The sequence below is a fragment of the Nocardia asteroides genome (assembly GCF_900637185.1).
Lineage (GTDB): Bacteria > Actinomycetota > Actinomycetes > Mycobacteriales > Mycobacteriaceae > Nocardia > Nocardia asteroides.
In genome coordinates, this window is record NZ_LR134352.1 from 6,022,058 (window position 1) to 6,046,897 (window position 24,840).

Genomic DNA, 24,840 nt, shown 5'->3' on the forward strand with positions numbered 1-24,840 from the left:
GAAGTTAGGAGCGTCGCGCCCGGCGAACGACCACCGGGCGCGACGCGACGCCGGTCAGTTCAGGATGATCGGCAACGCGGCCAGATCGTTCTGCGTGAGCACCGGCAGGTTGCCGAGCTCGCTGTCGGGCACGGCCAGGCGCAGGCCGGGGAACCGGGCGAACAGCGCGGGCAGGGCGACCGCCGCCTCCAGCCGCGACAGGGCGGCGCCGGGGCAGATGTGCGGGCCGTAGCCGAAGGCCAAGTGGCGGTGCGCGGTCGGGCGGGTCACGTCGAACTCGTCGGCGGTCTCGCCGTGCACGGCGGTGTCGCGGCCGATGGCCCGGTACGACATCACCACGCCCTCGCCCTTGGCGATGACGGTGTCGCCGACGGTGATGTCCTCGGTGGCGAAGCGCATCAGCAGGTGCGAGACCGGGCCGTCCCAGCGCAGCGACTCCTCGATCACCTGCTTCCACTCCACGTCACCGGCGAGCACCTTCGCCAGCTGCTCGGGCTCGTTCAGCAGGGCGCGCACGGTGTTGACGATCAGGCTGACCGTGGTCTCGTGGCCCGCGGCGACCAGCGCCTTGATATTGCCGATCGCCTCCTCCTCGGTGAGCGCCGCCCCGCCCTCCTCGTCGGCGACGACGAACGCCGAGGTGAGATCGTCGCCGGGATCGGCGATCTTGCGGCGGACCTGATCGGTGAAATACACGTCGAGATCGCCGATCACGCGCAGGCGCTCGTCCTGCGGGGTCATCACCGAGAAGAACTTCTTGTACCAGTCGAGCAGCTGCGCGTGGTCCTCGCGCGCGACGCCCATCAGATCGCCGACCACCCGCATCGGCAGCGGGTAGGCGAAGACCTGCTTGAGGTCGACGGGCGCGCCGTCGGCCCCGGCGGCCGCCAGATCGTCGAGCAGTTCGGCGGTGAGCCGTTCGATCACCGGGCGCAGTTCCTCGAGCCGGCGCGGGGCCAGCGCCTGCGCGGTCTTGAGCCGCAACCTGCGGTGTTCGGCGCCGTCGACGGTGAACATCGAGCGGCCCGCGTCGACCATGCCGATCAGCGGCCACTGGTTGGTCACCACACCGTCGGCGTAGAGCGCCCACGCGTTGATGTCCTTGACCAGGCGGGCGTCGGTGGTCAGCTGCCGGGCGATCGCGTGGTCGGTGACGGTCCAGGCGGGCACGCCGAGCAGGTCGATCCGGGTGAGCGGGCCTTCGGCGCGCAGTCGGGCGGTCTCGCCGTCGAGGTCACCGACCATCGGGTCGATGGAAAAGGGGCATGGGGAACTCACGACGAACCTCCGACGGGTCGAACCGGTGTGAAACGTACGGGCAGTGCGGTCATGCCCCGAAGGAAAGCCGAAGGCCGCCGGGTGAGCTGGTCGGCGGGCACCGCCAGGTCGACATCGGGGAGCCGGTCGAGCAGCACCTCGATCCCGGTCCTGGCGATGATCTCGGCGATCTGCTGCGCCGGGAACGGGCAGCGGTATTCGCCGTAGCTGAACGCGAAGTGCGCGTTGTTGCCGGTGGGCACCGTGTCGCCGTCGGTGAACGACTGGCGCACGTGCGGGTCGAGATTGGCGGCGGCCAGGCCGAGCAGCAGCATGTCGCCGGCCCGGATGGTCCGGTCGGCCAGGCGGGTGTCGCGCGCGGCCCAGCGTCCCGCCAGGATCGAGGTCGGGCCCTCTTCCCAGAGCACCTCGTTCATGGCCTGGCCGACGCTGCGCCTGCCACCGCCGAGCGCGGCGGCGAACCGGTCGTCGGTGAGCATCAGCCGCATGGAGCTGCCCAGCCAGTCAGCGGTGGTGAGGTGACCCGCGGCGGTGATCGCCATCAGGTCGTTCATGTATTCCTCGTCGGTGAACGGCTCGGGGTCGGCCAGCATCAGCGAGACCAGATCGCCCGCGGGGCGGGCCTTCTTGGCGGCGACGAGCCGGGCCATGTGCTCACCGAAGCGGGCGTGCCCGGCCTGGGCGTCGGCGCCGCCGTCGGCGAGCAGCTTCATCGTCAGGGCCAGGTCGGCGGCGTCGGTGTCGGGCAGGCCGAGGATGCGGCCCAGGGCCAGCACCGGCAGCGGCTCGGCGAACTCGGCGACCAGGTCGGCCGAGCCGCGGCCGCAGAACCGGTCGACCAGGCGGTCGGCGAGTTCCTCACAGGCACGGCGCAATTCGAAGTGGTCGACGGCGTCGAGCGCGGGTTCCACCATGGCCAGATGCCTGCGGTGCTCGGCGCCCGCGGTGAAGTAGATCGAGGGCATCGGTCTACCGATCATGGGCAGCAGCGGCCAGTCCTCGGGCACCCGGCCCCACTGGTTCCACAGCGAGACGTCACGCGGGAACAGCAGCGGGTCGCTGGTCACCTGGTGCAGTTCGCGGTAGCCGATGATCAGCCAGGCCGGGAACCCGCCGGGCAGTTCCACCGCGACCACCGGACCGTGGTCGCGGCGCATCCGCCGGTAGACCTCGTGCGGTTCGATGTGGAATTCGGGACCGCTCAGCGGCACCGCGCCGGTGATCGGGCAGGCACCGGTGCCGGTGGGTGTGCTCATGAAACCGTTTCCCCCTGCGGAACAGCCGAATACAGGTGCTCGACCAGCGCGATCAGCACCTGCTTGCTCGATTCGCGCGAGCGCGCGTCACACATCAGCAGCGGCACGGCGGGATCGAGATCCAGCGCGTCGCGCACCGCGTCGGGGGCGTGCGAGCCGCCGAAATCGTTGCAGGCCACCACGAACGGCGTGTGCTGATGCTCGAGCCGGTCGATGGCGTACCACGAGTCGGCGATGCGGCGCTGGTCCACCAGCACGATCGCACCCAGCGCGCCGCTGAACAGCCGGTCCCACAGGAACCAGAACCGCTGCTGGCCCGGCGCGCCGAACAGGTACAGCACGTGTTCGTCGTCGAGGGTGATCCGGCCGAAGTCGAAGGCCACGGTGGTGGTCGACTTGCCGGGCACCCCGGCGGGATCGTCGATGCCGACGCCGGCGTCGGTCATCGTCGCCTCGGTGTCGAGCGGGCGGATCTCGCTCACCGACCGCACCAGGGTGGTCTTGCCGACCCCGAATCCACCGATGACGACGATCTTCAACCCGTGCGTCGCCGTGCTGCGCAGCGGCGCCAGCGCGCGCTCGGGCGCGGAATCAGAGCTTGCGAAGTCCAACGAGCACCTTCTCGAGGGTGGAAGCGTCCAGCGACATCGCCGCCGACAGCGGGGGCCGGACGGTGATCTTGCCCGCGTGCAGCAGATCCGCCAGCAGCACCGTGGCGACGCCGACCGGCAGGCGCAGTTCGGCGGCGATCTCCACGACGGCGGTCGGCGCCCGGCACATGTCCAGGATCGCGACCTGCTCCGAGGACATGCCCGCCGACGGCGCCGATTCGGCGACCACCAGGGTGACCAGGTCGAAATCCTCGGTGGCCGGGGCGCGCCCGCCGGTCAGGGTGTAGAACCGGTCCGGGTCGTCGTCACGGCCGGCCCTGGTCAATTGGGCACTCCGCGTCGGGGCTGGGTCGCCAGGTGTTCGCCGAGCTGTTCGATCAGCTCGTGCATGGTGTGCCCGACCAGCCCCGCGTCGGCGTCCTCGGCCGCGACCACCGCTAAATGCGCCCCGCTGCCCGCCTCGACCACGAACAGGATGCCGCCGTAGAACTCGGTCATCGACTGGCGGACACCGCCACGCCCGTCACCGAACTCGACGGAAGCCCCGTGCGACAGGCTCTGGAATCCGGCGGCGATCGCGGCCAGCTGGTCGGCGCGGTCGGTGTCGAGTTCCGGGGTGTGGCAGATCTTCAGGCCGTCGCCGGACAGCAGCAGCGCGTGCCGGGTCCGTGGCGTGCGGGCCAGCAGCTTCTCGAGCAGCCAGCCGAGGTTGCTGGGGGCGGTGGTGGTCATCGGTCCTCCATGGGGTCGGGAGCAGTGGCGGCGCTGCCTGGCTCGTGACCGTTCCCGGCGGGCCTGCGACCAGGTGCGGATCGCTGGAACGCCCCGAGAGCGGCCGGTTTGGCGGGTGCGGCGTCGGCGGCCGGCGTGCCGGTCATGCCGTCGGGATGGACTTTGGCCAGCGTGTCGCCCCTGCGTCGTTTGGGCAGTGCCGGCGAGGTGGGGACCGCGGGGTCCGGGTTCTCGGTGCCCACGGGCCGGACGACGGTCTCGGCCCAGCCCTCGGGTTGCCGCTCGCGCGGGGTGGGCGGGTCGAACCGGCTCAGCGAGGCGAGCGGGGCGTCGGTGCGCCGGGGCGCGGCCGCGCGGCTGCGGGGTTCGGCACGGGCGGTGAGTTCACGCGGGACGACGACCACCACGGCGGTGCCGCCGATCGCCGAGGGCCGATACGACACGGTCAGTTCGTGTTTGCGCGCCAGGTGACCGACCACCGCCAGGCCGAGCCGGGTGCCCGACAGCGAGGCCAGATCGGTGCCCTTGCCCTGGTTGTCGCGTCCGCTCACCGCGGCCTCGGCCCGGCGCAGCGCCGACTCGCTCATCACGAGTCCGCTGTCCTCGATCGTGATCACCACGCCCGCGGGCACTTCCGCGGCATAGACGTGCACCTCGGTGGTGGGCGGGGAGAAGTTGCAGGCGTTGTCGAGCAGTTCGGCCAGGGTGTGCATGACGCCCTCGGCCGCGTGTCCGGCGATGCCGACCTCGGCGATCGCGCGCAGCCGCACGCGCTGGTATCCGGCGACGCGCCCCATGGCGCCGCGCAGGATCGATTCCATCGCGATCGGTTTGGCCCAGCGGCGGCCGGTGCGCGCGCCGCTGAGCACGGCGATGCTGTCGGCGAGCCTGCCGGTCTGGGCGGTGCGGTGGTCGATGTGGAGCAGGTCGGTGAGTACGCGCGGGTCGGCGTGCCGGTGTTCCATCTCGCGCAGTTCGGCCAGCATGGAGGTGGTCATGGCCTGGATCCGGCCCGCGGCGCCGGCGAAGGCGGCCAGGGCGGCGGCGCCGCGTCGTCCGTTCTCCTGCGCTTCCCACGCGTAGTGGGTGGCGTGTTCCTCGGCCTGGGCGATGCGCTGGGTGGCCTCGGCGATGGTCGTGGCCAGCCGCTGCTCGGTCTCGACGGCGACAGCGGTGGCGGCCCGTGCGCGTGCCCGCTGACGCAGCGCGACCAGGACGGCGGGGCAGGCCGTGAGCGCGACGGCGAGCGTCGCCGCGAGCACCGGAATCCCGATGGCGGGTGGCACGAAGACCGCGACCACGGCGCCGATCGCGGCCACCGCGATGCCGCCGCCGAGTACCAGATAGCCTGCCGCCCCGGCGGATTCCCCACTCACGGCGGACTCCCCCGGCACGGATGCCGACGGCAGCATGACTTCCGCAGTACTCACAGGCCCCCAACCACCGATCGGCACACCGAACCCACAGCACGACAGCCGGTTTCGATAACGAGGGCGAGCATATCGAGCCCTCGCACCGACTGCCACCCGAGCGGCGAGGGTTCATCACGTGTTCGTCTGCGATTCGTTACCGAATCGGGATGTCGCGAGGCCCGCGACCTGCGCTCATTCCGTCAGCACACTGCCGACAGTGGCGGCTGTCACACCATAGCCGGAGTTATTGGGATGCAGGTGATCACCGCTGTCGAGCGCCTCGGCGAGGCGCGTGGGATCGGTCGGCGAGGCCATCGCACGGTCGAGATCGGCCACCGCGTCGAAGGCGCCGCCCGTGCGGATCCAGGTGTTCACTTCGGTCCGGACGCGGTCCTTGTCGGCCGAGTAGTACGGCGAGCCCGCGAACGGCAGCAGGGTCGCCCCGACGACGCGCACGCCCGCCGCCCTGGCCTGGGTGATCAGCTCGCGGTATCCGGCGACGAGCCGCTCGGCCGAAACCTCGGGCGAGAGTTGCCCGTCCGGCCCGACGCTGCCGCCGAGGCCGATGTCGTTGATCCCGATCAGCACGACGACGGTGCCGACGCCGGGCTGATCGAGCACGTCGCGCCGGAACCGGGTGAGCGCGCTGTCGCCGAGCACGGTCGAATCGGTGAGCAGCCGATTGCCGCTGATGCCCGCGTTCAGTACCGCGCCGGGGTGCCCGGCGGCGGCGAGATGGCGGGCCAGCTGGTCGGGGTAGCGCTGGTCGGCGTCGAGGCCGGAGCGGTAACCGTCGGTGATCGAGTCGCCGAACGCGACGGTGACGTCATCGGCACGGCCGGGCCGCGGAGTGTCGACACCGGCCAGGTAATACCAGGATTGGGACGTCTCGGTGAATGCGGTGGATGCCGGGTCGGTGGTGCGGTCGCCCGTGGTGCGGTAGCTGGTCGCAGCGGCTTGGGCGTGCTGGGTGGCGGGGCCGGTGGGGGCGGCGAAATAGAGCGTCACCGTGACGGTCTCGCCCGCGGCGACGGAGATGGTGACGATGTCGCTGGCAGTCTCTGTCCCCGGGGCGATCTCGAAAGACCTCGCCCCGCCGACGGTCAGCGGTCGCAGTGTCTCCGCGACCACGGCGGCCCCGCCCGCACCGCGGGCGACACTCGCGCCCGCGATGACCAGCGGTGTCGTGCCGTAGCGGTTGGACAGCCGCACCCGCACCTGCGGCCCGCCGTCGGTGAGCCGAACCACTTGCCGCAGCGTCTGATCGGCGAATCCCGCCGCCGACCAGTTCGGTGTCACCGCGGTGGCCGGGTGCTGGGCGGCGGCCGCCCATGCCCCCGACCAGGTTTGCGGCGGGGCCTCGGTGCCGCAGGCCACCAGTGCCGTCGTGGTCAAGGCGGTGACCAGCAGCGCGAGCAATCGCGTGCGCAGGCTCATCCGAGCGTCCAGCTCATGCCGAAAGCGGCCAGCGCGTCGAGGAATTCGGTGGGCTCGAACAGTTCGGCCGGTGCCTGCGCGCCCGGCTTGCCCGCGCCGGCGCCGATCCTGGTGGCGACCTCCACCGCGAGCTGAGCGCTGTTGCGGTAGGCGTCGGGTCCGCTGCCGATACCGCGCAGCGTCCGTCCGTCGTGGTGGATGTCGACGACCATCGCGTACGCGGCGGGGGCAGCGGGCGTTTCGGGCGCGGCGGCCAGGTGTTCCTCGGTGACGGTGCCGACCACCTCGAAGATCGACTTCGCCAGCACGCCCTCCACCGATCCGGCGGTGGTGTGGCGCGGGATCGTGACCACCGAGGGCTGCGGGAACTTCATCACCTCGATGGGCGCGGTGTCGCCGGGGAGCAGGAAGGTGTCGCGTCGCGGCTGCGGGCCGGTGCGGAAATCCGCTCCGGTCCAGGACAGACCGCCGCTGGTGAAGACCTCGAGATTGCGCAGGACCGTGCGCATGCTGCCGCGCGAGCCCTCCCCACCCGGGGCGGCGACGTGGCTCAGGACGATCTCGTCGGCGCCGCCGAGGCGTCGCGCGCCGAGGTGGGCGAGCAGGTCGCCGAAGATGCCCGCCTCGGTGGTGGCGGTGGACAGGGTGACCCCGGCCTCGGCGGCGAGCGGGCCGTACTCGTCGAAAACCCGCCGCACGAACAGCTGTTCGCCCGCGACGTCGACATAGTGGGCGCCGGCCGCGATCGCGGCGCGCAGCACGCCCTCGCCGGTGCCGGTGTAGTCGGGCAGGGTGCTGATCACCACGTCGACGCCGGTGAAGGCGGTGACCAGGGCGGTGTGATCGTCGGCGGCGGCGACCCGGGTCTCGGTGCCGAGTTCGGCGAGTCGCTGGGCATCTCGGCCGACGGCGACGGTGTCGATGCCGCGCTCGCGCAGTTCCGCGATCGCGAACCGGCCGACGTGTCCGGTGGCTCCGTAGACGGCGATCCTCATGTCGTGCTCCTTGTTCGTCGTGCTGATGAACTCAGCTTATGGACAGGAGCGAAGACAAGAAATCATCCAGAGTCTCCCCTGAATATCTCATCGTCTCGATGGGTAGAGTTTTCGACATGGACCTTCTCAGCGACGTGCTGGCCACCGCGCGCACCGGCAGCCCGGCCTCCGGGATGTTCGTGCGGCACGCGCCATGGGGCCGGGCGTATCCGAACATCGACAGCGCGGGTTTCCATGTGGTGCTGCAGGGTTCGTGCTGGCTGACGCGGCCCGGCGCCGACCCGATCGCGCTCGGCGCGGGCGACGCGGTGTTCATGCCGCGCGGGGTCGCGCACGAGCTGCTCGATCAGCTCGACAGCCCCGTCACCGAAACGGCCGGGCCCGTCGACGTGCGGGTCGTCGACGGACCCGGCGCGCCGTCGACGCTGCTGTGCGGTTCCTATCAGCTCGCCGCCGACCGCACCCATCCCCTGCTCGCGGAACTGCCCGAGGTGGTGCACATTCCGGCCCGCCTCGGCACCCACCCGGCGCTGCGGGCCGCCGTCGACCTGCTGGCCGACGAACTCACCGACGCCGGTCCCGGCGCCGACGCCGCGATTCCACCGCTGCTGGATCTGCTGCTGCTGTATCTGCTGCGCGCGCAGCTCGCCGAATCCCGGGACACCGCGGGCTGGGCGGCGGCCGTCGCCGATCCCGATATCTCCCGGTCGCTACGGGCCATCCACGACGACCCCGCTCGCGGCTGGACCGTCGAATCCCTCGGCGTCAGAGCCGGTCTCAGCCGTGCCGCTTTCGCCCGCCGCTTCACCGCCCTGGTCGGCGAACCGCCGCTGACCTACCTCACCCGCTGGCGGATGCTCACCGCCGCCCGGCTGCTGCGCGACACCGACCATCCGCTGTCCACCGTGGCCCGGCGCACCGGCTACGGCTCCGAATACGCCTTCGGCAAGGCCTTCAAACGCGCCTTCGGCACGGCCCCCGGCCGCTACCGCGCGACCGGAACCCCCTTGCTGGTCGCGGGCGCCTCCTGAATCAGGATAGGAAGACGGTGGCCGCTACCTCGGCACGAGGCTCCGGCTCACCCAGGGCGGCGACACCGAGCGGGGGTGATCGGCTCAACCGGGTCGCCGCCGAGCCTCGCGGTGGCCTCGGCGACACCCTCGCAGAGCAGCGGGCATCGTCCGGATCCGGCCGTGCTCGGCTCCGGCCCCGTGCTCACCGCCCAGTTCGTAGCGGCCGCTGACGAGCCGGGGCGGTGCGCGCGGTCGGTGGCGGCGGGCCGGCGGGTCAGTTGAGGCTCGCCACCGCGGTTTTCGCCGCCTCGGCGACGAGCTCGTTCACCGGATCGGCGTCCTTCTCCGTGCGGGTGGTGAGCACGGCCAGGACCAGCGGCGCCCGGCCGGGCGGCCAGGCGACGGCGACGTCGAGCGCGGATCCGTAGGCGGGGGTGCCGGTCTTGTCGCCTATGGTCCAGTCCGCGGGCAGCCCCGCCTTGATCCGTTTGGCGCCGGTCCTGCTGGCCTTCAACCACGCGGCGAGCTGGGCGCGTTCGGGTTCGGCCAGCGCGGTGCCGACGACCAGAGCCCGGTAGTCGGCGGCCAGCGCGGCGGCCGTGGTGGTGTCGCGTTCGTCGCCGGGGACGGCGGTGTTGAGCTCGGGTTCCCAGCGGTCCAGCCGCGACACCTGGTCGCCCAGGGTGCGCAGGAAGGCGGTGAAACCCTCGGGGCCGCCGAGCAGCCGGAGCAGCAGGTTGCCCGCGGTGTTGTCGGACTGGGTGATCGCGGCGTCGCAGAGGGCGGTGACGGTCATACCGGTGTCGATGTGCTGCTCGGTCTCCGGGGAGTTCACGACGATGTCGGCGGCGGTGTACCGGATCACCTGCTCGAAATAGCCCGTGGCGAGGGGATGCGCCTGGAGCAGGGCGCCACAGGCCAGGCCCTTGAAGGTGGAGGCCATCGGGAAACGTTCGTGCTCGCGGTAGGCGACGACGCGGTCGGTGCCGGTGTCGAGCACCGACAGGCCCAGGCGCGCATCGTAGGTCGACTCCAGGGCGGCGAACGCGAGCGCGTCCGCGGCCGCCGCGGTGGAGCTGGGCGCGGTGGCCTCGGTGGCGGCGGTGGAGCACGCCGACGCGGCGACGGCGATGAGCGCCAGCGCGGCGGCGGCGAGGCGCCTGCGGAAGGAGAGGGTCACGAAGGAAGTCACCGGTGCAGCCCATCACCGCGGCCGCGGGCGCGGCCAATACCCGAGCGGGGTGTGTCCGAGTCGGCTTCGATATCGGCCCAGGTCACGCTGGGGACAACCGTGCGGACGGTCGGCTGCCGGTGCCCGATCCGGGGTACTCGCCGGGCGGGCGCTGGTTCAATGGCCGACATGGATCTGCTCCGTCATCTCCGGTTCTTCGTCGCGGTCGCCGACGAGGGCCACTTCGGGCGGGCCGCGGCCGCGCTGGAGATGACCCAGCCGCCGCTCTCACAGGGGCTGCGGCGGCTCGAACAGCATCTGGACCTCGAACTGATCCACCGCACCAGCCAGGGCGCCGTGCTCACCGCGGCGGGCAGGCAGCTGCTGCCCCGAGCCCGGCTGCTGGTCGACGACGCCGACCGGCTGCTCGCGGAATCCGAACGGATCGCCCAGCGCAGCGGCACCGTGCGCTTCGCGGCGACCACGGCGCTGCCCGACCGGCTGGTGACGGCGTGCGTCACCGCGCTGCGGGCCGCGGGCGGCACGGTGTCGACCGCGCTCGGAACCACCGTCGACCTGGTGGCCGAGGTGCGGGCGGGGGTGTGCGATGTCGCGGTGGTCGAACATCCGGCCCTGGTCGACGGCGTCGACGCGGGACCGGTGGTGAAACTCCCACGCTGGCTGGTGGTTCCGGCCGACCACCGCACCACCACGACCGAGCGTCCCACCTTCCCGATGCTCGCGGGCCTGCACTTCGCCCATCCCGCGCGCGCCGCCAATCCACCCGCCTTCGACACCGTCCTGGACCTGTTGCGCGAGCGCGGACTCGACGTACCCACGCTGACCGCCGCCGACGATCGCGCGGTGCTCGCCGCGGTCGCCGCCGGCACCGGTTTCGGGTTCACCGCCACCCCGCCGACGCCCACACCGGGGGTGGCCTGGCTGACGCTGGCGCCCCAGTCGGTGGCCTTGCGGGTCAGGATCATTCGCCGCCCGGATGCGGGCGCGCACGCCGACGCGCTGGATCGGGTGCTGTACCGGGAACGTCTGCGGTGAGCCCGGTCGACCGGATCCGCGCCGTCTTCGCCGACGCGGGCTGCACCGGGTGGCTGCACGCCCGGCGCTGCGACGACTCCGCCGCCGAGGTGTCGCTGGGCGGTGACGACCGGGTGGTGGTCGCGTCGGTGTACAAGCTGCTGCTGCTCGCCGCGTTCTGCCGCCGCGTCGACGACGGCCGGCTCGATCCGGCGGCCAGGATCACCGTCGTCCCCGCCGACTGCACGCCTGGCCCGACCGGGCTCGCGGCCCTGCATGATCCCGTCACGCTGAGCTTCCGGGATCTGGCCACGTCGATGATGACGGTGTCGGACAATGCCGCCGCCGACGTCCTGCTGGGCGAGGTCGGGCTGGGCGCGGTGGGTGATCTCGTGGACGAACTCGGGCTCACCGGCACCCGGATCGTCGGCGGCACCGCCGACCAGCACCGCAGCCTGGTGCGCGACACCGACACCCACACCACCGCCGAGGCCTTCGCCGCGCTCGCCGACAACGACGAGGCGTGGACCGTGTCGGCCTACGACCCCTCCTACGCCAGCGCCACCACCCCCGAGGAGATGACCCGGTTCCTGCGCCTGCTGTGGAGCGGGGCCGTGTTGTCCACGGCGAGTACCGAATTCGTGCGTTCGGTGATGGGCCGTCAGGTCTGGCAGCATCGGATCGCCGCCGCCTTCCCGCACAGCGGGGTCCTCGTGGCGGGCAAGACCGGCACCATCGGGGTGATCCGCAACGAGGTCGCGGTGGTGGAGTTTCCCGGCGAAACCCCGGTCGCCGTGGCGGTTTTCACCCGCGCGGCGCGGGCCGACCCGACTCTGCCCGTGGTCGACGCCGCCATCGGCGAGGCCGCCCGTATCGCCGTGACCGAACTGCGCCGCCCCCGCTGACGCTGTCCGCCCGCACCCGGTATGGCTAGCATCGTCGTTCGTGGGTGGAGATTCTTCCGGCTTCGGCCGGGTGCGGTTGGCCGGAATCGTGGCGGGGGTCGTCGGGGCGGCGCTGGCGGTGTCGGCGCCGTTACTGCCGGTTCGGCAGGAACGGGCGAGCCTGGACTGGCCGCAACCGCAGTCGATGCAGCTGAGCGCGCCGCTGGTGGACTACGTGCCGCTGTCGCTGGACCTGAGCGTCCCGTGCACGGCCCTGCGCGACCTGACCGGCGCGACCGTGCTGTCGACGGTGCCTCCCCAAGCCCCACGCGCGGGCTCCAAAGGCCTCGTCGCCCGCATCGAAGACCGCCCCGAAAGCGGCCGCACCCTCGCCGTCGTCCTGCGCGACCGCCTGCTGCTGAGCGCGTCCCTGGCGGACATCGCCGGCCCGGGCGAAACGCTCGCCGATTCTGGACCAGGAGGGACACCGGCACCCGGGAGCCGCCCTGATCCCGGCGCCACCGCACCGACCGGTCCGCCCCCAAACGGCGCTGCTCCGGCTAGCCCGCCGAGCGGTGCTGGCCCGGCTAGCCCGCCGAACGGTGCTACTCCGGGTAGTCCGCCACCGGTCGGCGCTGCCCCAGGTAGCCCGACACCGGGCGGCGCCACCCCAGGTAGCCCGACACCAGGCGGCGCCACCCCAGACAGCCCAACACCAGGCGGCGCCACACCAGACAGCCCGACACCAGGCGGCGCCACCCCAGGTAGCCCAACACCAGGCGGCGCCACACCAGGCAGCCCAACACCAGGCAACGCCACCCCAGGCAGCCCGACACCAGGCGGCGCCACACCAGGCAGCCCGACACCAGGCAACGCCACACCAGGTAGTCCGCCAGCGGGCCCGGGCGGTGGAATCCCCAGCGGCGCAAAGGAGAAAGTGCAAGCGGCGGCTTGTGGCGCGCTGACCATCACGTCGACCGCGTCGCGCACGACAGCCGAGCTGACCGGGCTGAGCAAGGCCGACGGGTCGCCGCTGCGGACGGTCGTCGAGGGGGATGTGCGGCCGCAGATCGTGGGCGTCTACACCGAGCTGGATCGTGGGCGGATGGGTGACGCGCGCCTGCACGCGGAGATCGACACGCGGTTCTCGTCGAGCCCGAGTGGGTGGAAGCTGGCGGCGATACTCGGGGCCGTGCTGTGCACCCTGCTCGCGCTGATCTGCCTGCACCGCGCGGATATTCGTGACGGCCGACGCTCGCGCCGCGTCCTGCCCGCCCGCTGGTGGCGGCCGACCTGGCTGGACGGAACGGTCGCGGGCACGCTCGTGGTGTGGCACGTGATCGGGGCCAACAGCTCCGACGACGGCTACATCCTGACCATGGCGAAGGCCTCGCGCGAGGCCGGCTACACGGCCAACTACTACCGGTGGTTCCAGGTCGCCGAGGCCCCGTTCGGCTGGCCGTACGAGGTGCTCGCGCAGTTGACCCGGGTCAGCGAGGCCGGACTGTGGATGCGCCTGCCCGCGCTGCTGGCCGGCCTGGTCTGCTGGCTGCTGCTGAGCCGGGAAGTGCTGCCGCGCCTGGGTTCCCGGGTCACGGCGAGTGCGACGGCACGCTGGACCGCGGCGCTGGTGTTCCTCGCGCTGTGGCTGCCCTTCAACAACGGCCTGCGCCCGGAACCGCTGATCGCGGTGGGCGCGCTGCTCACCTGGTGCTCGATGGAACGCGCCATCGCCACCCGGCGGCTGCTGCCCGCCGCCGTCGCGGTGCTGGTCGCCGCCTTCTCCCTGGCCGCCGGCCCGACCGGCCTCATCTGTGTGGGCGCGCTGCTGGCCGGTTCGCGCCCGGTCCTGCGCGTCATCGCCGCACGGGCAGCGACCGATTCGGGTCCGCGGTGGTGGCGATACGCGGCGGTGCTGGCGCCGATAGCGGCGGCGGGCACCCTGGTGCTCGTGGTGGTCTTCGCCGACCAGACCTTCTCGACGGTGCTGGAAGCCACCCGTGTCCGGCAGCTCGTCGGCCCCGACATGTCGTGGTTCGAGGAACGCACCCGCTGGGATTCGCTGCTGTCGGTGAACCCCGACGGTTCGCTGGCCCGCCGCTTCGGTGTGCTCGCCATGCTGCTCTGCCTGGCCGTCGGCATCCTGGCGGCCGTACGCCGTGGGGGGAGCATTCCCGGGACCGCGCGCGGCCCCGTCACCCGCATCCTGGCGGTCACGTTCCTGGCCCTGCTGCTGATGATGTTCACCCCCACCAAGTGGACCCACCATTTCGGCGTCTACGCGGGCCTGGCAGGCGGTCTCGCCGCGATCACCACGGTCGCGCTGAGCCGCACCGTCGTGCGCGCGAACTACCTGCGCACGCTGTTCGCCGCCGCGGTCCTGTTCCTGCTCGCGGTCTGCTTCACCGGCTCCAACGGCTACTGGTACGTCTCCGGCTATGGGGTCCCCTGGCCCGACCGCGCCCCGGCCCTGGGCGGCATCGAAGTCTCCACCCTGCTCCTCGCCGCGACCGTTCTCGCCCTACTGGTCGCCCTGAGGCAGTACTACCGCACGCCCGAGAACGGCACGGCCATACGAACTTCCCGGTTCCCAGCCGTGGTGCCACTCACTCTCGCGGCGGCGGGCATGGTCCTGCTCGACGTGGGATCACTGGCGACGGCCGCCGTCTCGCAGTACCCCGCCTACTCGGTCGCCCTGTCGAACCTGCGCACCATGACCGGTGACCAGTGCGCCATGGCCGACGAGGTCCTCGTAGAGACCAACACCGCCGACTCCCTCCTCACCCCCTACACCGGCACGGTCGCCGACGGACTCGCCGCCGAGAACACCGGCTTCACCCCCAACGGCCTCGGCAGCCTCGCCCCCGACCCGGGCCCCGGCCAATCCTCCGCTCCCCCATCAGGTTCAGGCCCCACCCCGGGCCCCGACGGCCAAGGCGGCACCCCCGCCGGACCCCCGCCATCCGCCGGCGGCGCTCCCAGCGGCCAGGGTGGCACCCCGGGCGGATCCGCCCCATCCAGCAGCCCGGGTAACACACCCGGCGGATCCGCCCCGACCGGCGGCACAGCGGGTCAGGGCGCGCCCAGCGGACCGGGTGCCGCGCCGGGTGGTGGATCGGGACCGGGTGGTGCGGGCCAGAATCCGGTGACCGGTGTCAACGGCAGCACCGTGGCACTGCCGTTCGGGCTGGTCCCCGAGCGCACGCCGGTGCTCGGCAGTTATTCCACCGGCGCCCCGCAGCGGAGTGCGCTGACCACGCAGTGGTATCGACTGGATCTCGCTGCCGCCCGGCAGAATCCCGCGCACCGGGTGCTGATCCTGACCGTGGCGGGCCGGATCGAGTCGGTGTCGCCGGAGGGGAGCCGGATGCCCGGGCAGCGGTTGCGGGTCGAGTTCGCGCGGCGAGCGGAGGACGGCACCGTCACACCGACGGGTGAGCTGGCGCCGCCGACGGTCGGCGGGGCGCCCGGCTGGCGGAATCTGCCGATCGATCTGGATCGGATCCCGGTGGGTACCACCGCGGTCCGGCTGGTGGCCGAGTCGAGGGAACCCGATCCCCTGCAGTGGCTGGCGCTCACCCCGCCGCGGCTGCCCACGCTGTCATCGCTGAACACCGTGGTCGGCAGCACCGATCCGGTCCTCACGGATTTCCATGTGGGACTGGCCTTCCCGTGCCAGCGTCCGTTCGACCATCGCGTCGGGGTCGCGGAGACGCCGCTGTGGCGGATCCAGCCGGACAAGCTCAACGCCCAGGTCTCCGAGACCTGGCAGGGCGACACCGGCGGCGGCCCGCTCGGCTGGACCGGCCTGCTGACGCAGTCGCGCACCATCCCCGCCTACCTGGCCGAGGACTGGACCAGGGACTGGGGTGAGCTCCAGCGCCTCACCCGCCTGATCGCGGCCCCACCGGCCGAGCTCACCACGCGCACGGACAGCGCGTGGGGCTGGACCGGCGAGAGCCCCATCCGGACCCGCTGACACACAGAAAACCGCCGTTGCCTTCATCGAGGCAACGGCGGTTTCGGCTGTGGGAGAACCTACTTCGGCGGTTCGTTCCCCGGCGGGCCACCGGCGGGCGGCTGACCCGGCGCACCGGCGGGCGGCTCACCACCGGCGGGCGGCGCGCCCGCGGGCAGCGGCTTGCCGATATTGCGCGCCATGTCGGGCATCAACCGGATGGCGACCTGCTCCCAGGTACCCCAGTTGTGGATGCCGATATCGGGGAAGTCGTAGCTGACGTTGGTGTATCCCAGTGCGGTGATCCGCTTTTCGAACGAGCGGGTGTTGGCCAGCGCGATCGCCTCGAGCGGCATGCCCTGGGTGATCGCGTCCACCGACGAGAGATCCTGGTCGGCGGGCTTGGCGCTGCCCGCGGAGATGTAGAGGCGGGTGTTGTTGGCGATCAGCTTCTCGGCGAACCCGTACGGGTCCATCCGCCGCCACTTCTCGCTCCCGGCGGGCGCCATCGCCTCGATGTTGTAGCCACCGCTGGCGATCATCGCCGCGCCCAGCGCCTCCCGCATGCCGGGCATCGACATGTGCAGGTAGCCCGACAGCGATCCGGCGTAGACGAACTGCTCCGGATGGTAGGCCGCCATCAGCAGCGCGGCGCTGCCGCCGCTGGACAGGCCGAGCACGCCGTTGCGGGTGTTGCTGAACCCGAGTCGGCTCTTCAGCGCGTCGGGCAGCGTCTTGGTGATGAAGGTTTCCCACTCGTACTTGGTGACCTTGCCGTTGGTGTCCTCCCAGCCGCCGACGGCGGACCCGGAGTCCGCGCTGGGCAGGGCCGACCCGTCGGGGTTCACGCCGAAGAAGCTGCTCGGCTGGTCCCAGTCGGCGTAGAAGCTGGACTGGCCGCCGACCGGCATCACCACATTGATGTTGAACTTGGCGATCTGGGCGGGGATGGAAGTGTGCTTCTCCCAGCCGTTCAGATCGTCCTCGGCGCGTTCGCCGTCGAGCAGGTACACCACCCGGTCGGTGTTGCCGTCGGCGGCGCGCACGATCCGGGTGTTGATGGTGCCCATCGAGGAATCGACGGCGAAGTCGATCGCCGACGGATCGGCATCGGCCGACGCCGGGGCGACCACGGCCACCGACGCGCCGAGCGGCAGCAACGCGGCCACGGCGGCGCCCGCCATGCCACGTCGGAGTCTGCTGGACCGGTGCGGGCGCGTCCGCGCCCCGCCCCCAGTTACGCCACGCATGATCTAGGTCAGACCTTTCCGTTGTGCGGCACCCGCCGCTCCCCACTCCACCCGTCCGCGGCGGCTCGGCCTGCGGACGGATCCTGCCGGGCAGCATAGCGCGCCCCCGATCCGCGGGGCAGAGCCAAATGCGATGTGACGCAATTCCCTTGGCCGCCGGCGCTCAGCCGGCGCGCTCGATACGGGTGATGCAGAACCCGTTCGCGGCCTGATCGAGGCCGAGGGTCACGGCGGCGGCGGTACCGTCGGCGCTGGTCACCGGCGCGTCCACGGTCGCCGTGGTGCCGGTGGAGCGCCGCACGGTGAGTTCCCGGTCGGCGAAGCGCCGCACCCCCGACAGCACGGTGCCCGGTTGGGCGCCCGCGCACAGCAGCGGGTAGTCGGGTTCCACATCGGCGGGATTCACCGGATCACCCACCACCCGGCTCAGATAGCGCTCGACGGTGTAGCGGGCCTGCTCGTCGGTGAGCAGCGGCGCGTCCCGGTCGGTGACGATCGGGCAGCCGTACTCGGACTGTAATTCGCTGGGGCGCAGGCTCACCTGGATGGTGTCGTTGTGCCAGGACGGACCGAATTTCCCCAGTACTCCGGGCCTGCCCACGGCGTCGGCGATCTGCCGGGCGTCGCCGTACATGCGCGGGATCTCGGCCGGTGACTGGGTCCAGCATTTGCGGGTCAGAGCGGCCAGGTCACCGGCGAGCACGTCGTCGAGCCAGGGCCGCAGCACCGTCGCCGCGGTGGGGCTGCCGGGGACGGCCGCGATCTGCACGGCGGTCGCCGGTCCGTCGGAATTGCCCGGGGACGCCCGGTTCTGGGCAGTCAGCACGGCGACCACTGTCACGCCCGCGACCACCGCGGCGGCGCCGATGCCGAGCAGGATCGTCTTCGCGCGGCGGCGCGGCGGCGCGATGGTCGGGGTCCGGGTGAGCGCGGTGGTCGTGCCCGGCAGCGTGCCGCCGAGCGCGGCGACCGCGGCGTCGGCCAGTTCGCCGCAGGTGGCGAACCGGTCGTCCGGGCGTTTGGCCATGGCCCGCGCGATGACCGCGTCCAGAGCGGGCGGCAGGGCCGGGTTGGCGGCCGAGGGACGCGGCGGCGGCTCGATCAGATGCGCGCTGATCAGTGATGCCGGGCTGTCGCGCCGGAACGGGACGAAGCCGGTCAGCAGCTCGTAGAGGGTGCCGCCGAGGGCGTAGACATCGGTGCGCACGTCGAGCGGGTCGCCCTCGAGCTGTTCGGGCGCCGCGTAGGCCAGGGTGCCCAGCACCGAGCCCGCCGAGGTGAGGCTGGTGGTCTCACCCATGCTGCGGGCGATTCCGAAGTCGGTGACCAGCACCTCGTCGGTGCCGTCGTCGGCGCGCGCGATCAGCAGGTTCGCCGGCTTGATGTCGCGGTGCAGCAGGCCCTGCCGGTGCGCGTAGTCCAGGCCCGCCGCGGCCTCGGTGACGATGCGCACCGCCCGCTCGGGGGTGAGGACGGCCAGGCCCTGGCGCAGCAGTTGCGCGGCGTCTTGTCCGTCGACGAACTGCATGGCGATCCACAGCCGGTCACCGTCGACGCCGCGGTCGAAGATCTGCACGATATTGGGATGCCGCAGGCGGGCGGCCATATCGGCTTCGCGTTCGAAACGCGCGCGAAAGGTCGGCTCCACCGCGAGTCGCGCGTCGAGTACTTTCACCGCGTCCCGGCGCGGCAGCCGGGGATGCCGCGCCAGATACACCGCGCCCATGCCCCCGCCGCCGAGCCTGCGTTCGATGCGGTAGCCCGCAAGGGTCGCGCCCGGCCCGAACTCCATCACCTGCTCCTTCAGGTCGCGACCACCCGCGCGACCGTGCCCAGGCTATCGGCCCTGCGCCCACCCCGTCGCGGCCACGACTACCCTGGGAGAACAATCGTGGCCGCGATTGTCGCCGGCGGCCCTGCGCAGGACGGGACCGGAGTGAGAATCGCTGTACGCCTGATGTTGATGCTGCTGATCCCGGCGGTCCTGTTCGCACTCCCCTGGTGGACCCTGATCGCCGCGCCCACCGGCGGCACCGGCGCCCTGTTCTGGGCCGGTACCGCGATCTGCGTGCTCGGCTACCTGTGCCTGCCCGCGGCGATGTTCCTCGGACACGGTCCCGCCCAGTCCGATCCGGCGGTGATCGTCGGCGACGCCCTGCTCGGGGCGATGTGGGTGGTGTTCGCCTGGTCGGTGTTCGGGTTGTTCGCGCGGGGCGCGCTGGCCGTCGCGGGGGTGGACGGCGCCCTCGCCGCGCGCATCGTGGCGGCCGCGGTGGCGGTGACCTCGGTGGTGCTGATCGCCTGGGGTGTGTACGAGGCGCGGCGGGTGCCGCGGGTCCGCACCGTCGACATCGAGATCCGCGGCCTGGCCGCCGGGCTCGACGGACTGCGGGTCGTCGTCGTCACCGACACCCACTTCGCCGCCCTGGACCGGCTGCGCTGGTCGGAGCGGGTGGTCGACCTGGTGAACGCGCAGCGCCCCGACATCGCCTGCCACGCCGGTGATCTCGCCGACGGCTCGGTCGCCAAGCGCCGCGCCCAGGTGGACCCGCTGGGCCGGGTCGAGGCGCCGCTGGGCCGGTTCTACATCACCGGCAACCACGAGTACTTCGGCGACGCGCAGGGCTGGATCGACCACATGGCCGGGCTCGGCTGGCAGCCGCTGCACAACGCGCACCGGACCGTCGAACGCGACGGTGACCGGCTGATCATCGCCGGCATCGACGACCCCACCGGCGTCGGACTGCCCGGCCACGGACCCGATCTGCCCGCGGCCCTGGCCGGCGCCGACCCCGGCCTGCCGGTGATCCTGCTGGCCCACCAGCCCAAGCAGATCCTCGACAGCGCCGCCGCCGGGGTGGCCCTGCAGATCTCCGGGCACACCCACGGCGGCCAGATCTGGCCGTTCCACTACCTGGTCCGGCTGGACCAGCCGGTGGTGGCCGGGCTGAGCAAGCACGCCGGCGACACCCAGCTCTACACCAGCCGCGGCACCGGCTACTGGGGTCCGCCGCTGCGGATCTTCGCGCCCAGCGAGATCACCGTGCTGGTGCTGCATCCGGCCTAGCGGTGCGGCTGGGTGACTTCCGTCGGCAGCGGCCCGCTCATCACGACATTCGCGCCGTTCCAGGTGTAGTGGATCGCCGCCGGTCCGCCCTGCGGTGTCGCGAACGGCTCGTCACCGGCCAGCCACTTGTACTCGACGGTGACCACCGTGTCGGTGTAGCCGGCCACCGTGGTGAACGCGTACGGCTCGGAAGTGGCTGTGCCCAGGTACTTCCCGTCGTGGAAGAACAGCACGTGGATCGGCGCGCCCGCGGAGTTGCCGCCGACCGCGCGCACCCACAGCAGCTGGGCGCACTGGCCCGGCTGATCGGCCGAGGCCCGCTGGGCGACCCAGCCGTCGCCCAACGTGGCCACCGCGTTCCGCACGCCGGTCGAAGCGGGGTCGATGCATCGGCCGGGTCCGCTGATGTCGTTGCCCGACGGTCGATCCGGAGCCGAGGTCGGTCCGGGCCGCTCGGTCACCACCGTGGTCGGCGGTGTCTGCCCACCGGTCGGCTCCTGACCGACCGTCGGCCGCTGCTGACCGCCCGTCGGCTCCTGGCCGCCGGTCGGCTGCGGTCCGCCGGTGGGCGCTGGTGAGGTGGCGATTACCGTCGTCTTCGGCGGCGTCCCCGTGGAACCGCCGTCACCGGTGCATCCCGCGACCGTGGCCGCCGCGGCGACGGTCAGCGCGCTCATCCGCACAACGTTGTTCATGACACCCCTCGATTCCGTCCGCGCCGGGCGCGCGTTCTGCTGACTCCATCGGGGCCCTGGTCAGGCCCGTTAGGCCGAATCGGCGGATCATCACCCTAGGGTGGCGGATCATCACCCTGCGGCCCGAACAGCGCTCGCGGACAACGAGAATCGGCCGGGCACCCGACGGTGCCCGGCCGATGTCGACAGCTCGCTCAGACGATGTCGGTGGTACCCGAACAGGTCACGGCAGGCACCGGGACGAGGCCGGTGTTCACGATCGACAGGTCGACGCGCACCGGGCCGGTGCCGGTCGGCACGTCGGTGAAGTACACCGTGCCGCCGGTGCCGAAGATCGAGGAGATGTTGGTGTGCCCGGTGAGCGAGCCGGACGCCCCCGTGGCCAGGTTGGTCCAGGTCAGCGTCGGGTGGGTCTGGTAACCCCAGATGCTGGCGCCGGAATGCACGGTGAACGACGGCAGCCCCGACTGGTCGCGCAGGTAGGAGACGATCACCTGGTTGCTGTAGGGCACGTCGACGATATTGGGACTCAAGCCCATGCAGTTGATCCCGACCAGGCTGCTGGGCAGCGCGCTCGCCGTCCCCGCTCCCGCGACCATCGTGCCCATCGCCACCGCTCCCGCCGCCAATCCGGCGAGCATCGACTTCACGCGCATAGTCATCCAGATCCTTCCACTCGTGTCTGCGATATACCCACCCACCGTATCGACCAGGGCGCCGAATCGTTACCGACAGAAAGCACCGAACGCCACTGAGGGCGACCACTGCCGAGTGATACCTAGATCTGCTAGGTTGTGCCCTAGATCTTCTAGGTATAGGAGTGCGATGCGGATCGACAAGGATCTGGTGGCGGCCTCGGCCACCCCGCTGGTGCTCGGCATCCTGGCCGAGGGCGAGTCGTACGGCTACGCCATCCTCGAGCAGGTGAACGCGCTCTCGCGCGGCCGCATGCAGTGGACCGACGGGATGCTGTACCCCCTGCTGCACCGGCTCGAACGCCTCGGTCACGTCACCTCGGTGTGGCGGACCTCGGAGGCGGGCCGCCGCCGCAAGCACTACCTGATCACCGACGCCGGCCGGGCCGCGCTCGCCGAACGACGCGCCCAGTGGGCCGTCGTCGCCGAGGCGCTGGACCAGGTCTGGCGCGACGCGACGACACCGCCGAACATCGCGAAGGGATGGGCGTGATGGACACCGAAGCGCAGTTGCAGCACCACATCGCGCAGTGGCGCGGCTACGTCCAGCGGCACCGTGTGATCGCGGTCGCCGATGTCGACGAAATGGAAGACCATCTGCGCGAACAGGTCTCGGCCCTCCAGGACGCGGGCCTGGCCGGCGACGAGGCGTTCCTGGTGGCGGTCAAGCGGATGGGCAACCTGGACGCGATCTCGCGCGAGTTCGCCCGCGAACATTCCGAGCGGCTGTGGAAACAGCTGGTACTGCTGCCCGCCGAGTCCGCGGAGACCGACCGCGGCAGCAATCGCGAACTGGCGGTGGTGCTCGCGCTGGCCGTGGGCGCGGCGCTGACGCTGAAGATCGGCGTCGCCGAGCTCGGTGAATCGGCACTCGGCCGTAACCTCTCGCTGCTCGTCCTGCCGTTCCTGGCCGGGTATTTCGCGTGGAAACGGCAGGTGCGCGTCAAGGTCGCGGTCGCGCTGGCCGTGCCGTTCGCGCTCGCCGCGCTGATCCTGAACCTGTATCCGTTCGAGGTCGGCGCCGCGACCGAGGTCATCGCCATGATCCACGCGCCGATCGCGCTGTGGTTCGGCGTCGGCCTGGCCTATGTGGGCGGCGACTGGCGCAGCGACCGGCGGCGGATGGACTTCATCCGCTTCACCGGGGAGTGGTTCGTCTACCTGACGTTGCTCGCGCTGGGTGGCGGCGTCCTGATCGGGTTGACGGTCGGCGCGTTCTCGACGCTGGATTTCGACATCGAACCGATCATCGAGGACTGGGTGGTGCCGTTCGGCGCCGCGGGCGCGGTGATCGTGGCGGCGTGGCTGGTCGAGGCGAAACAGAACGTGGTGGAGAACATCGCGCCGGTACTCACCCGGGTGTTCACCCCGCTCACCATCGTGATGCTGCTGGCCCTGCTGGCCGCGTTCGCCACCACCCGCAGTGTGCTCGACGTGGACCGCAGTCTGCTGATCCTGATGGACCTCATCCTGGTGCTGGTGCTCGGCCTGCTGCTGTACGCGATCTCGGCCCGCGATCCGCTGGCCCCGCCCGGGTTCTTCGACCGCGCGCAGCTGGTGCTGGTGGCGGCCGCCCTGGCGGTGGACGTGGTGATGCTGGCGGCGATGCTCACCCGGATCGCCGAATTCGGTTCGTCGCCGAACAAGGTGGTCGCGCTCGGGATGAACATCGTGCTGGCGGTGAACCTGGTGTGGTCGCTGTGGCTGGGTCTCGGATTCGTCCGTGGCCGGCGGGGATTCGGTGATCTGGAGCGCTGGCAGACCCACTACCTGCCGGTGTACGGGATCTGGGCCGCCGTCGTGATCGTCGCGGTGCCGCCGCTGTTCGGCTTCGTCTGAGGCCGCTCAGAGCCGGGCGAGCACCAGCGCGGCACAGCCGATCAACGGCGGTACCAGCTGGATCAGCGCGGCCCGCGCCTTGTCCGGCGAGGAGACCAGCAGCACCACCCCGGCCGCGACCATCGAACCCGCGCCCGCGAGCACCAGCGCCAACCCGATCCCGGTGTCGCCGAACAGGGTGAAGCCCAGGCCCACCGCCGCGACGACCGCCAGGAACAGGTTGTAGAACCCCTGGTTGAAGGCCATCTCCCGGGTGGCGGCGGCCTCCTCGGCCGAGATCCCGAAGGTCGCCCTGGTGCGCGGATGGGTCCAGCGCAGCGACTCCATGACGAAGATGTAGCCGTGCAACAGCACGGCGATCCCGACGAACACCACCGCGACCGCCGTCATCGGTCCACCTCTCGAAGGGCCCGGCCCACACCGGGCGTTCGCCGCGATTATCTCCCGCGCCCGCGCCGCCGCACCGGCGACGCGCTAGCCGACCCGCGCGAGCGGTCGGACCTGCCTGCCGACCTCGTCGAGGTGACCCAGCGCCTGCGCATAGGACTCGAACAGGCTCGTCTCGCAGTAGGGCACCCCGATCTCGGCGCAGAAGTCGACGACGATCGGCTGCGCCCGGGCGAGATTGGGACGCGGCATGGACGGGAACAGGTGGTGCTCGATCTGATAGTTCAGGCCGCCCAGGGCGGTGTCGGTGAGGAACCCGCCGCGCACATTGCGTGAGGTCAGCACCTGCCTGCGCAGGAAGTCGGTGCTGTCCCCCTCGGGCAGGACCGCCATGCCCTTGTGGTTGGGCGCGAAGGTGCAGCCCATGTAGAAGCCGAACAGGCCCTGCTGAACGGCGATGAACGCCAGCGCCTTTCCCGGCGGGAGCACCAGGAACACCGTCGAGCAGTAGGCCAGCGCGTGCGCCGCCAGCGTCGCGCCCTCGAGCGCCCGGTGCGGGATCGGCCAGCGCAGCACCGCCCGCACGCTCGCGTAGTGCAGGCTGCCCGCCTCCAGGAAGATCAGCGGGAAGTACAGCCAGGCCTGGTAGCGGAAGATCACCCGGCGCACACCACTGCCCGCCCTGGCGCGGTCGCCGGAGAAGGCGAGCAGGCCCATCGCGTCGGGGTCGGCGCCCTCGGTGTTCGGGTGCGCGTGGTGGCGGTTGTGGTTGCTCGTCCACCAGCCGATGCTCAACCCGATGGCGAGATTGCCCGCGATCAGGCCGTACAGATAGTTGGCCCGCCGCGCCGCGAAGATCTGCCGGTGCCCGGCATCGTGGCCGAGGAAGGCGATCTGCGCGAACACCGCGCCCAGGAACGCCGCCACCGCGAGGGTCCACCAGGAGTCGCCGAGGACGGCGAACACCGCCCAGCCACCCAGAAACGCCGCGGCGGTCAGCGCGCTCTTCACGGCGTAGTACCGTGTCCGCCGCGCGAGCAGACCCGCCGCCCGCACCCGGCGTAGGAGGATGGCGTACTCGCTGCCACGCACGGGAACGACGCCCGACACAGTCACCACCGGATC

The 24,840-nt window shown here is 71.7% G+C and carries 23 protein-coding genes and 1 pseudogene; 8 read left to right on the forward strand and 16 right to left on the reverse strand.

Annotated features, from left to right (window positions below; translation table 11 throughout):
• Positions 1 to 54: 54 nt before the first annotated feature.
• From EL493_RS28000 to EL493_RS28035, 8 genes are all read right to left on the reverse strand, one after another.
• Positions 55 to 1,278 (reverse strand): cytochrome P450 family protein, encoded by a 1,224-nt coding sequence (locus EL493_RS28000; RefSeq protein WP_022565492.1) that lies wholly within the window; start codon positions 1,276 to 1,278, stop codon positions 55 to 57.
• Positions 1,275 to 2,534, reverse strand: a complete 1,260-nt coding sequence (locus EL493_RS28005) for a cytochrome P450 (RefSeq protein WP_019048495.1) — start codon at positions 2,532 to 2,534, stop codon at positions 1,275 to 1,277. The genes EL493_RS28000 and EL493_RS28005 overlap by 4 nt, the downstream gene beginning before the upstream one ends.
• The gene (locus EL493_RS28010; RefSeq protein ID WP_022565491.1) at positions 2,531 to 3,145 is read right to left on the reverse strand and encodes a GTP-binding protein; all 615 of its coding nucleotides are present in this window, start codon (positions 3,143 to 3,145) and stop codon (positions 2,531 to 2,533) included. The genes EL493_RS28005 and EL493_RS28010 overlap by 4 nt, the downstream gene beginning before the upstream one ends.
• The gene (locus tag EL493_RS28015; RefSeq protein ID WP_019048497.1) at positions 3,126 to 3,470 is read right to left on the reverse strand and encodes a DUF742 domain-containing protein; all 345 of its coding nucleotides are present in this window, start codon (positions 3,468 to 3,470) and stop codon (positions 3,126 to 3,128) included. The genes EL493_RS28010 and EL493_RS28015 overlap by 20 nt, the downstream gene beginning before the upstream one ends.
• On the reverse strand, positions 3,467 to 3,877 hold the full coding sequence (locus tag EL493_RS28020; RefSeq protein ID WP_019048498.1) for a roadblock/LC7 domain-containing protein: 411 nt from the start codon (positions 3,875 to 3,877) through the stop codon (positions 3,467 to 3,469). Before EL493_RS28020 ends, EL493_RS28015 begins: the two co-directional genes overlap by 4 nt.
• Positions 3,874 to 5,253, reverse strand: a complete 1,380-nt coding sequence (locus EL493_RS28025; protein WP_198041098.1) for a sensor histidine kinase — start codon at positions 5,251 to 5,253, stop codon at positions 3,874 to 3,876. The genes EL493_RS28020 and EL493_RS28025 overlap by 4 nt, the downstream gene beginning before the upstream one ends.
• A gap of 228 nt (positions 5,254 to 5,481) precedes the next feature.
• On the reverse strand, positions 5,482 to 6,726 hold the full coding sequence (locus EL493_RS33655; protein WP_019048500.1) for an SGNH/GDSL hydrolase family protein: 1,245 nt from the start codon (positions 6,724 to 6,726) through the stop codon (positions 5,482 to 5,484).
• Complete coding sequence (locus EL493_RS28035; protein WP_019048501.1) at positions 6,723 to 7,721, reverse strand: saccharopine dehydrogenase NADP-binding domain-containing protein; 999 nt, start codon at positions 7,719 to 7,721, stop codon at positions 6,723 to 6,725. Before EL493_RS28035 ends, EL493_RS33655 begins: the two co-directional genes overlap by 4 nt.
• A 116-nt stretch (positions 7,722 to 7,837) precedes the next feature.
• On the opposite strand from EL493_RS28035, the gene EL493_RS28040 reads away from it, so the two are divergent.
• Entirely contained in the window at positions 7,838 to 8,752 is a 915-nt protein-coding gene (locus EL493_RS28040; RefSeq protein WP_019048502.1) for an AraC family transcriptional regulator, read from the forward strand.
• Positions 8,753 to 9,008: 256 nt separating this feature from the next.
• Here EL493_RS28040 and bla read toward each other — a convergent pair whose 3' ends face one another.
• On the reverse strand, positions 9,009 to 9,914 hold the full coding sequence (bla, locus tag EL493_RS28045; protein WP_019048503.1) for a class A beta-lactamase: 906 nt from the start codon (positions 9,912 to 9,914) through the stop codon (positions 9,009 to 9,011).
• 171 nt (positions 9,915 to 10,085) lie between these two features.
• Between bla and EL493_RS28050 the strand changes: the two genes are divergently transcribed.
• From EL493_RS28050 to EL493_RS33945, 3 genes and pseudogenes are all read left to right on the forward strand, one after another.
• Positions 10,086 to 10,961 (forward strand): LysR family transcriptional regulator, encoded by an 876-nt coding sequence (locus EL493_RS28050; RefSeq protein WP_019048504.1) that lies wholly within the window; start codon positions 10,086 to 10,088, stop codon positions 10,959 to 10,961.
• Positions 10,958 to 11,845 carry a serine hydrolase gene (locus tag EL493_RS28055; protein ID WP_019048505.1) on the forward strand — a complete coding sequence of 296 codons (888 nt, stop codon included), beginning with the start codon at positions 10,958 to 10,960 and terminating at the stop codon, positions 11,843 to 11,845. Before EL493_RS28050 ends, EL493_RS28055 begins: the two co-directional genes overlap by 4 nt.
• A 184-nt stretch (positions 11,846 to 12,029) precedes the next feature.
• Positions 12,030 to 12,221, forward strand: a pseudogene (locus EL493_RS33945) (hypothetical protein); the annotation flags it as partial.
• A gap of 208 nt (positions 12,222 to 12,429) precedes the next feature.
• Here the strand turns inward: EL493_RS33945 and EL493_RS33385 are convergent.
• Complete coding sequence (locus EL493_RS33385; RefSeq protein ID WP_019048507.1) at positions 12,430 to 12,753, reverse strand: hypothetical protein; 324 nt, start codon at positions 12,751 to 12,753, stop codon at positions 12,430 to 12,432.
• An 8-nt stretch (positions 12,754 to 12,761) separates the two neighbouring features.
• On the opposite strand from EL493_RS33385, the gene EL493_RS28060 reads away from it, so the two are divergent.
• Positions 12,762 to 15,803, forward strand: a complete 3,042-nt coding sequence (locus EL493_RS28060) for an arabinosyltransferase domain-containing protein (RefSeq protein WP_019048508.1) — start codon at positions 12,762 to 12,764, stop codon at positions 15,801 to 15,803.
• A gap of 59 nt (positions 15,804 to 15,862) precedes the next feature.
• On the opposite strand, the gene EL493_RS28065 is transcribed toward EL493_RS28060, so the two are convergent.
• Complete coding sequence (locus EL493_RS28065) at positions 15,863 to 16,966, reverse strand: alpha/beta hydrolase (protein WP_019048509.1); 1,104 nt, start codon at positions 16,964 to 16,966, stop codon at positions 15,863 to 15,865.
• Positions 16,967 to 17,195: 229 nt separating this feature from the next.
• Entirely contained in the window at positions 17,196 to 18,824 is a 1,629-nt protein-coding gene (locus EL493_RS28070) for a serine/threonine-protein kinase (RefSeq protein WP_022565488.1), read from the reverse strand.
• Positions 18,825 to 18,989: 165 nt separating this feature from the next.
• On the opposite strand from EL493_RS28070, the gene EL493_RS28075 reads away from it, so the two are divergent.
• Positions 18,990 to 20,099 carry a metallophosphoesterase gene (locus EL493_RS28075; protein ID WP_019048511.1) on the forward strand — a complete coding sequence of 370 codons (1,110 nt, stop codon included), beginning with the start codon at positions 18,990 to 18,992 and terminating at the stop codon, positions 20,097 to 20,099.
• On the opposite strand, the gene EL493_RS28080 is transcribed toward EL493_RS28075, so the two are convergent.
• Both EL493_RS28080 and EL493_RS28085 read right to left on the reverse strand, forming a co-directional pair.
• On the reverse strand, positions 20,096 to 20,794 hold the full coding sequence (locus EL493_RS28080) for an LppP/LprE family lipoprotein (protein ID WP_022565487.1): 699 nt from the start codon (positions 20,792 to 20,794) through the stop codon (positions 20,096 to 20,098). The two genes, EL493_RS28075 and EL493_RS28080, sit on opposite strands and share 4 nt — an antisense overlap.
• A 194-nt stretch (positions 20,795 to 20,988) precedes the next feature.
• Positions 20,989 to 21,456, reverse strand: a complete 468-nt coding sequence (locus tag EL493_RS28085; RefSeq protein ID WP_036836519.1) for a hypothetical protein — start codon at positions 21,454 to 21,456, stop codon at positions 20,989 to 20,991.
• Between the two features lie 163 nt (positions 21,457 to 21,619).
• Here EL493_RS28085 and EL493_RS28090 point away from each other — a divergent pair, with 163 nt between their 5' ends.
• Complete coding sequence (locus EL493_RS28090) at positions 21,620 to 21,982, forward strand: PadR family transcriptional regulator (protein WP_019048514.1); 363 nt, start codon at positions 21,620 to 21,622, stop codon at positions 21,980 to 21,982.
• Complete coding sequence (locus EL493_RS28095; protein ID WP_022565486.1) at positions 21,982 to 23,328, forward strand: permease prefix domain 1-containing protein; 1,347 nt, start codon at positions 21,982 to 21,984, stop codon at positions 23,326 to 23,328. The genes EL493_RS28090 and EL493_RS28095 overlap by 1 nt, the downstream gene beginning before the upstream one ends.
• Positions 23,329 to 23,334: 6 nt before the next feature.
• On the opposite strand, the gene EL493_RS28100 is transcribed toward EL493_RS28095, so the two are convergent.
• Together EL493_RS28100 and EL493_RS28105 are read right to left on the reverse strand one after the other, a co-directional pair.
• Complete coding sequence (locus tag EL493_RS28100; RefSeq protein ID WP_019048516.1) at positions 23,335 to 23,718, reverse strand: DUF1304 domain-containing protein; 384 nt, start codon at positions 23,716 to 23,718, stop codon at positions 23,335 to 23,337.
• A gap of 84 nt (positions 23,719 to 23,802) precedes the next feature.
• Positions 23,803 to 24,834: a fatty acid desaturase family protein gene (locus EL493_RS28105; RefSeq protein ID WP_232017258.1), complete on the reverse strand. Its 1,032-nt coding sequence runs from the start codon at positions 24,832 to 24,834 to the stop codon at positions 23,803 to 23,805.
• Positions 24,835 to 24,840: the final 6 nt, after the last annotated feature.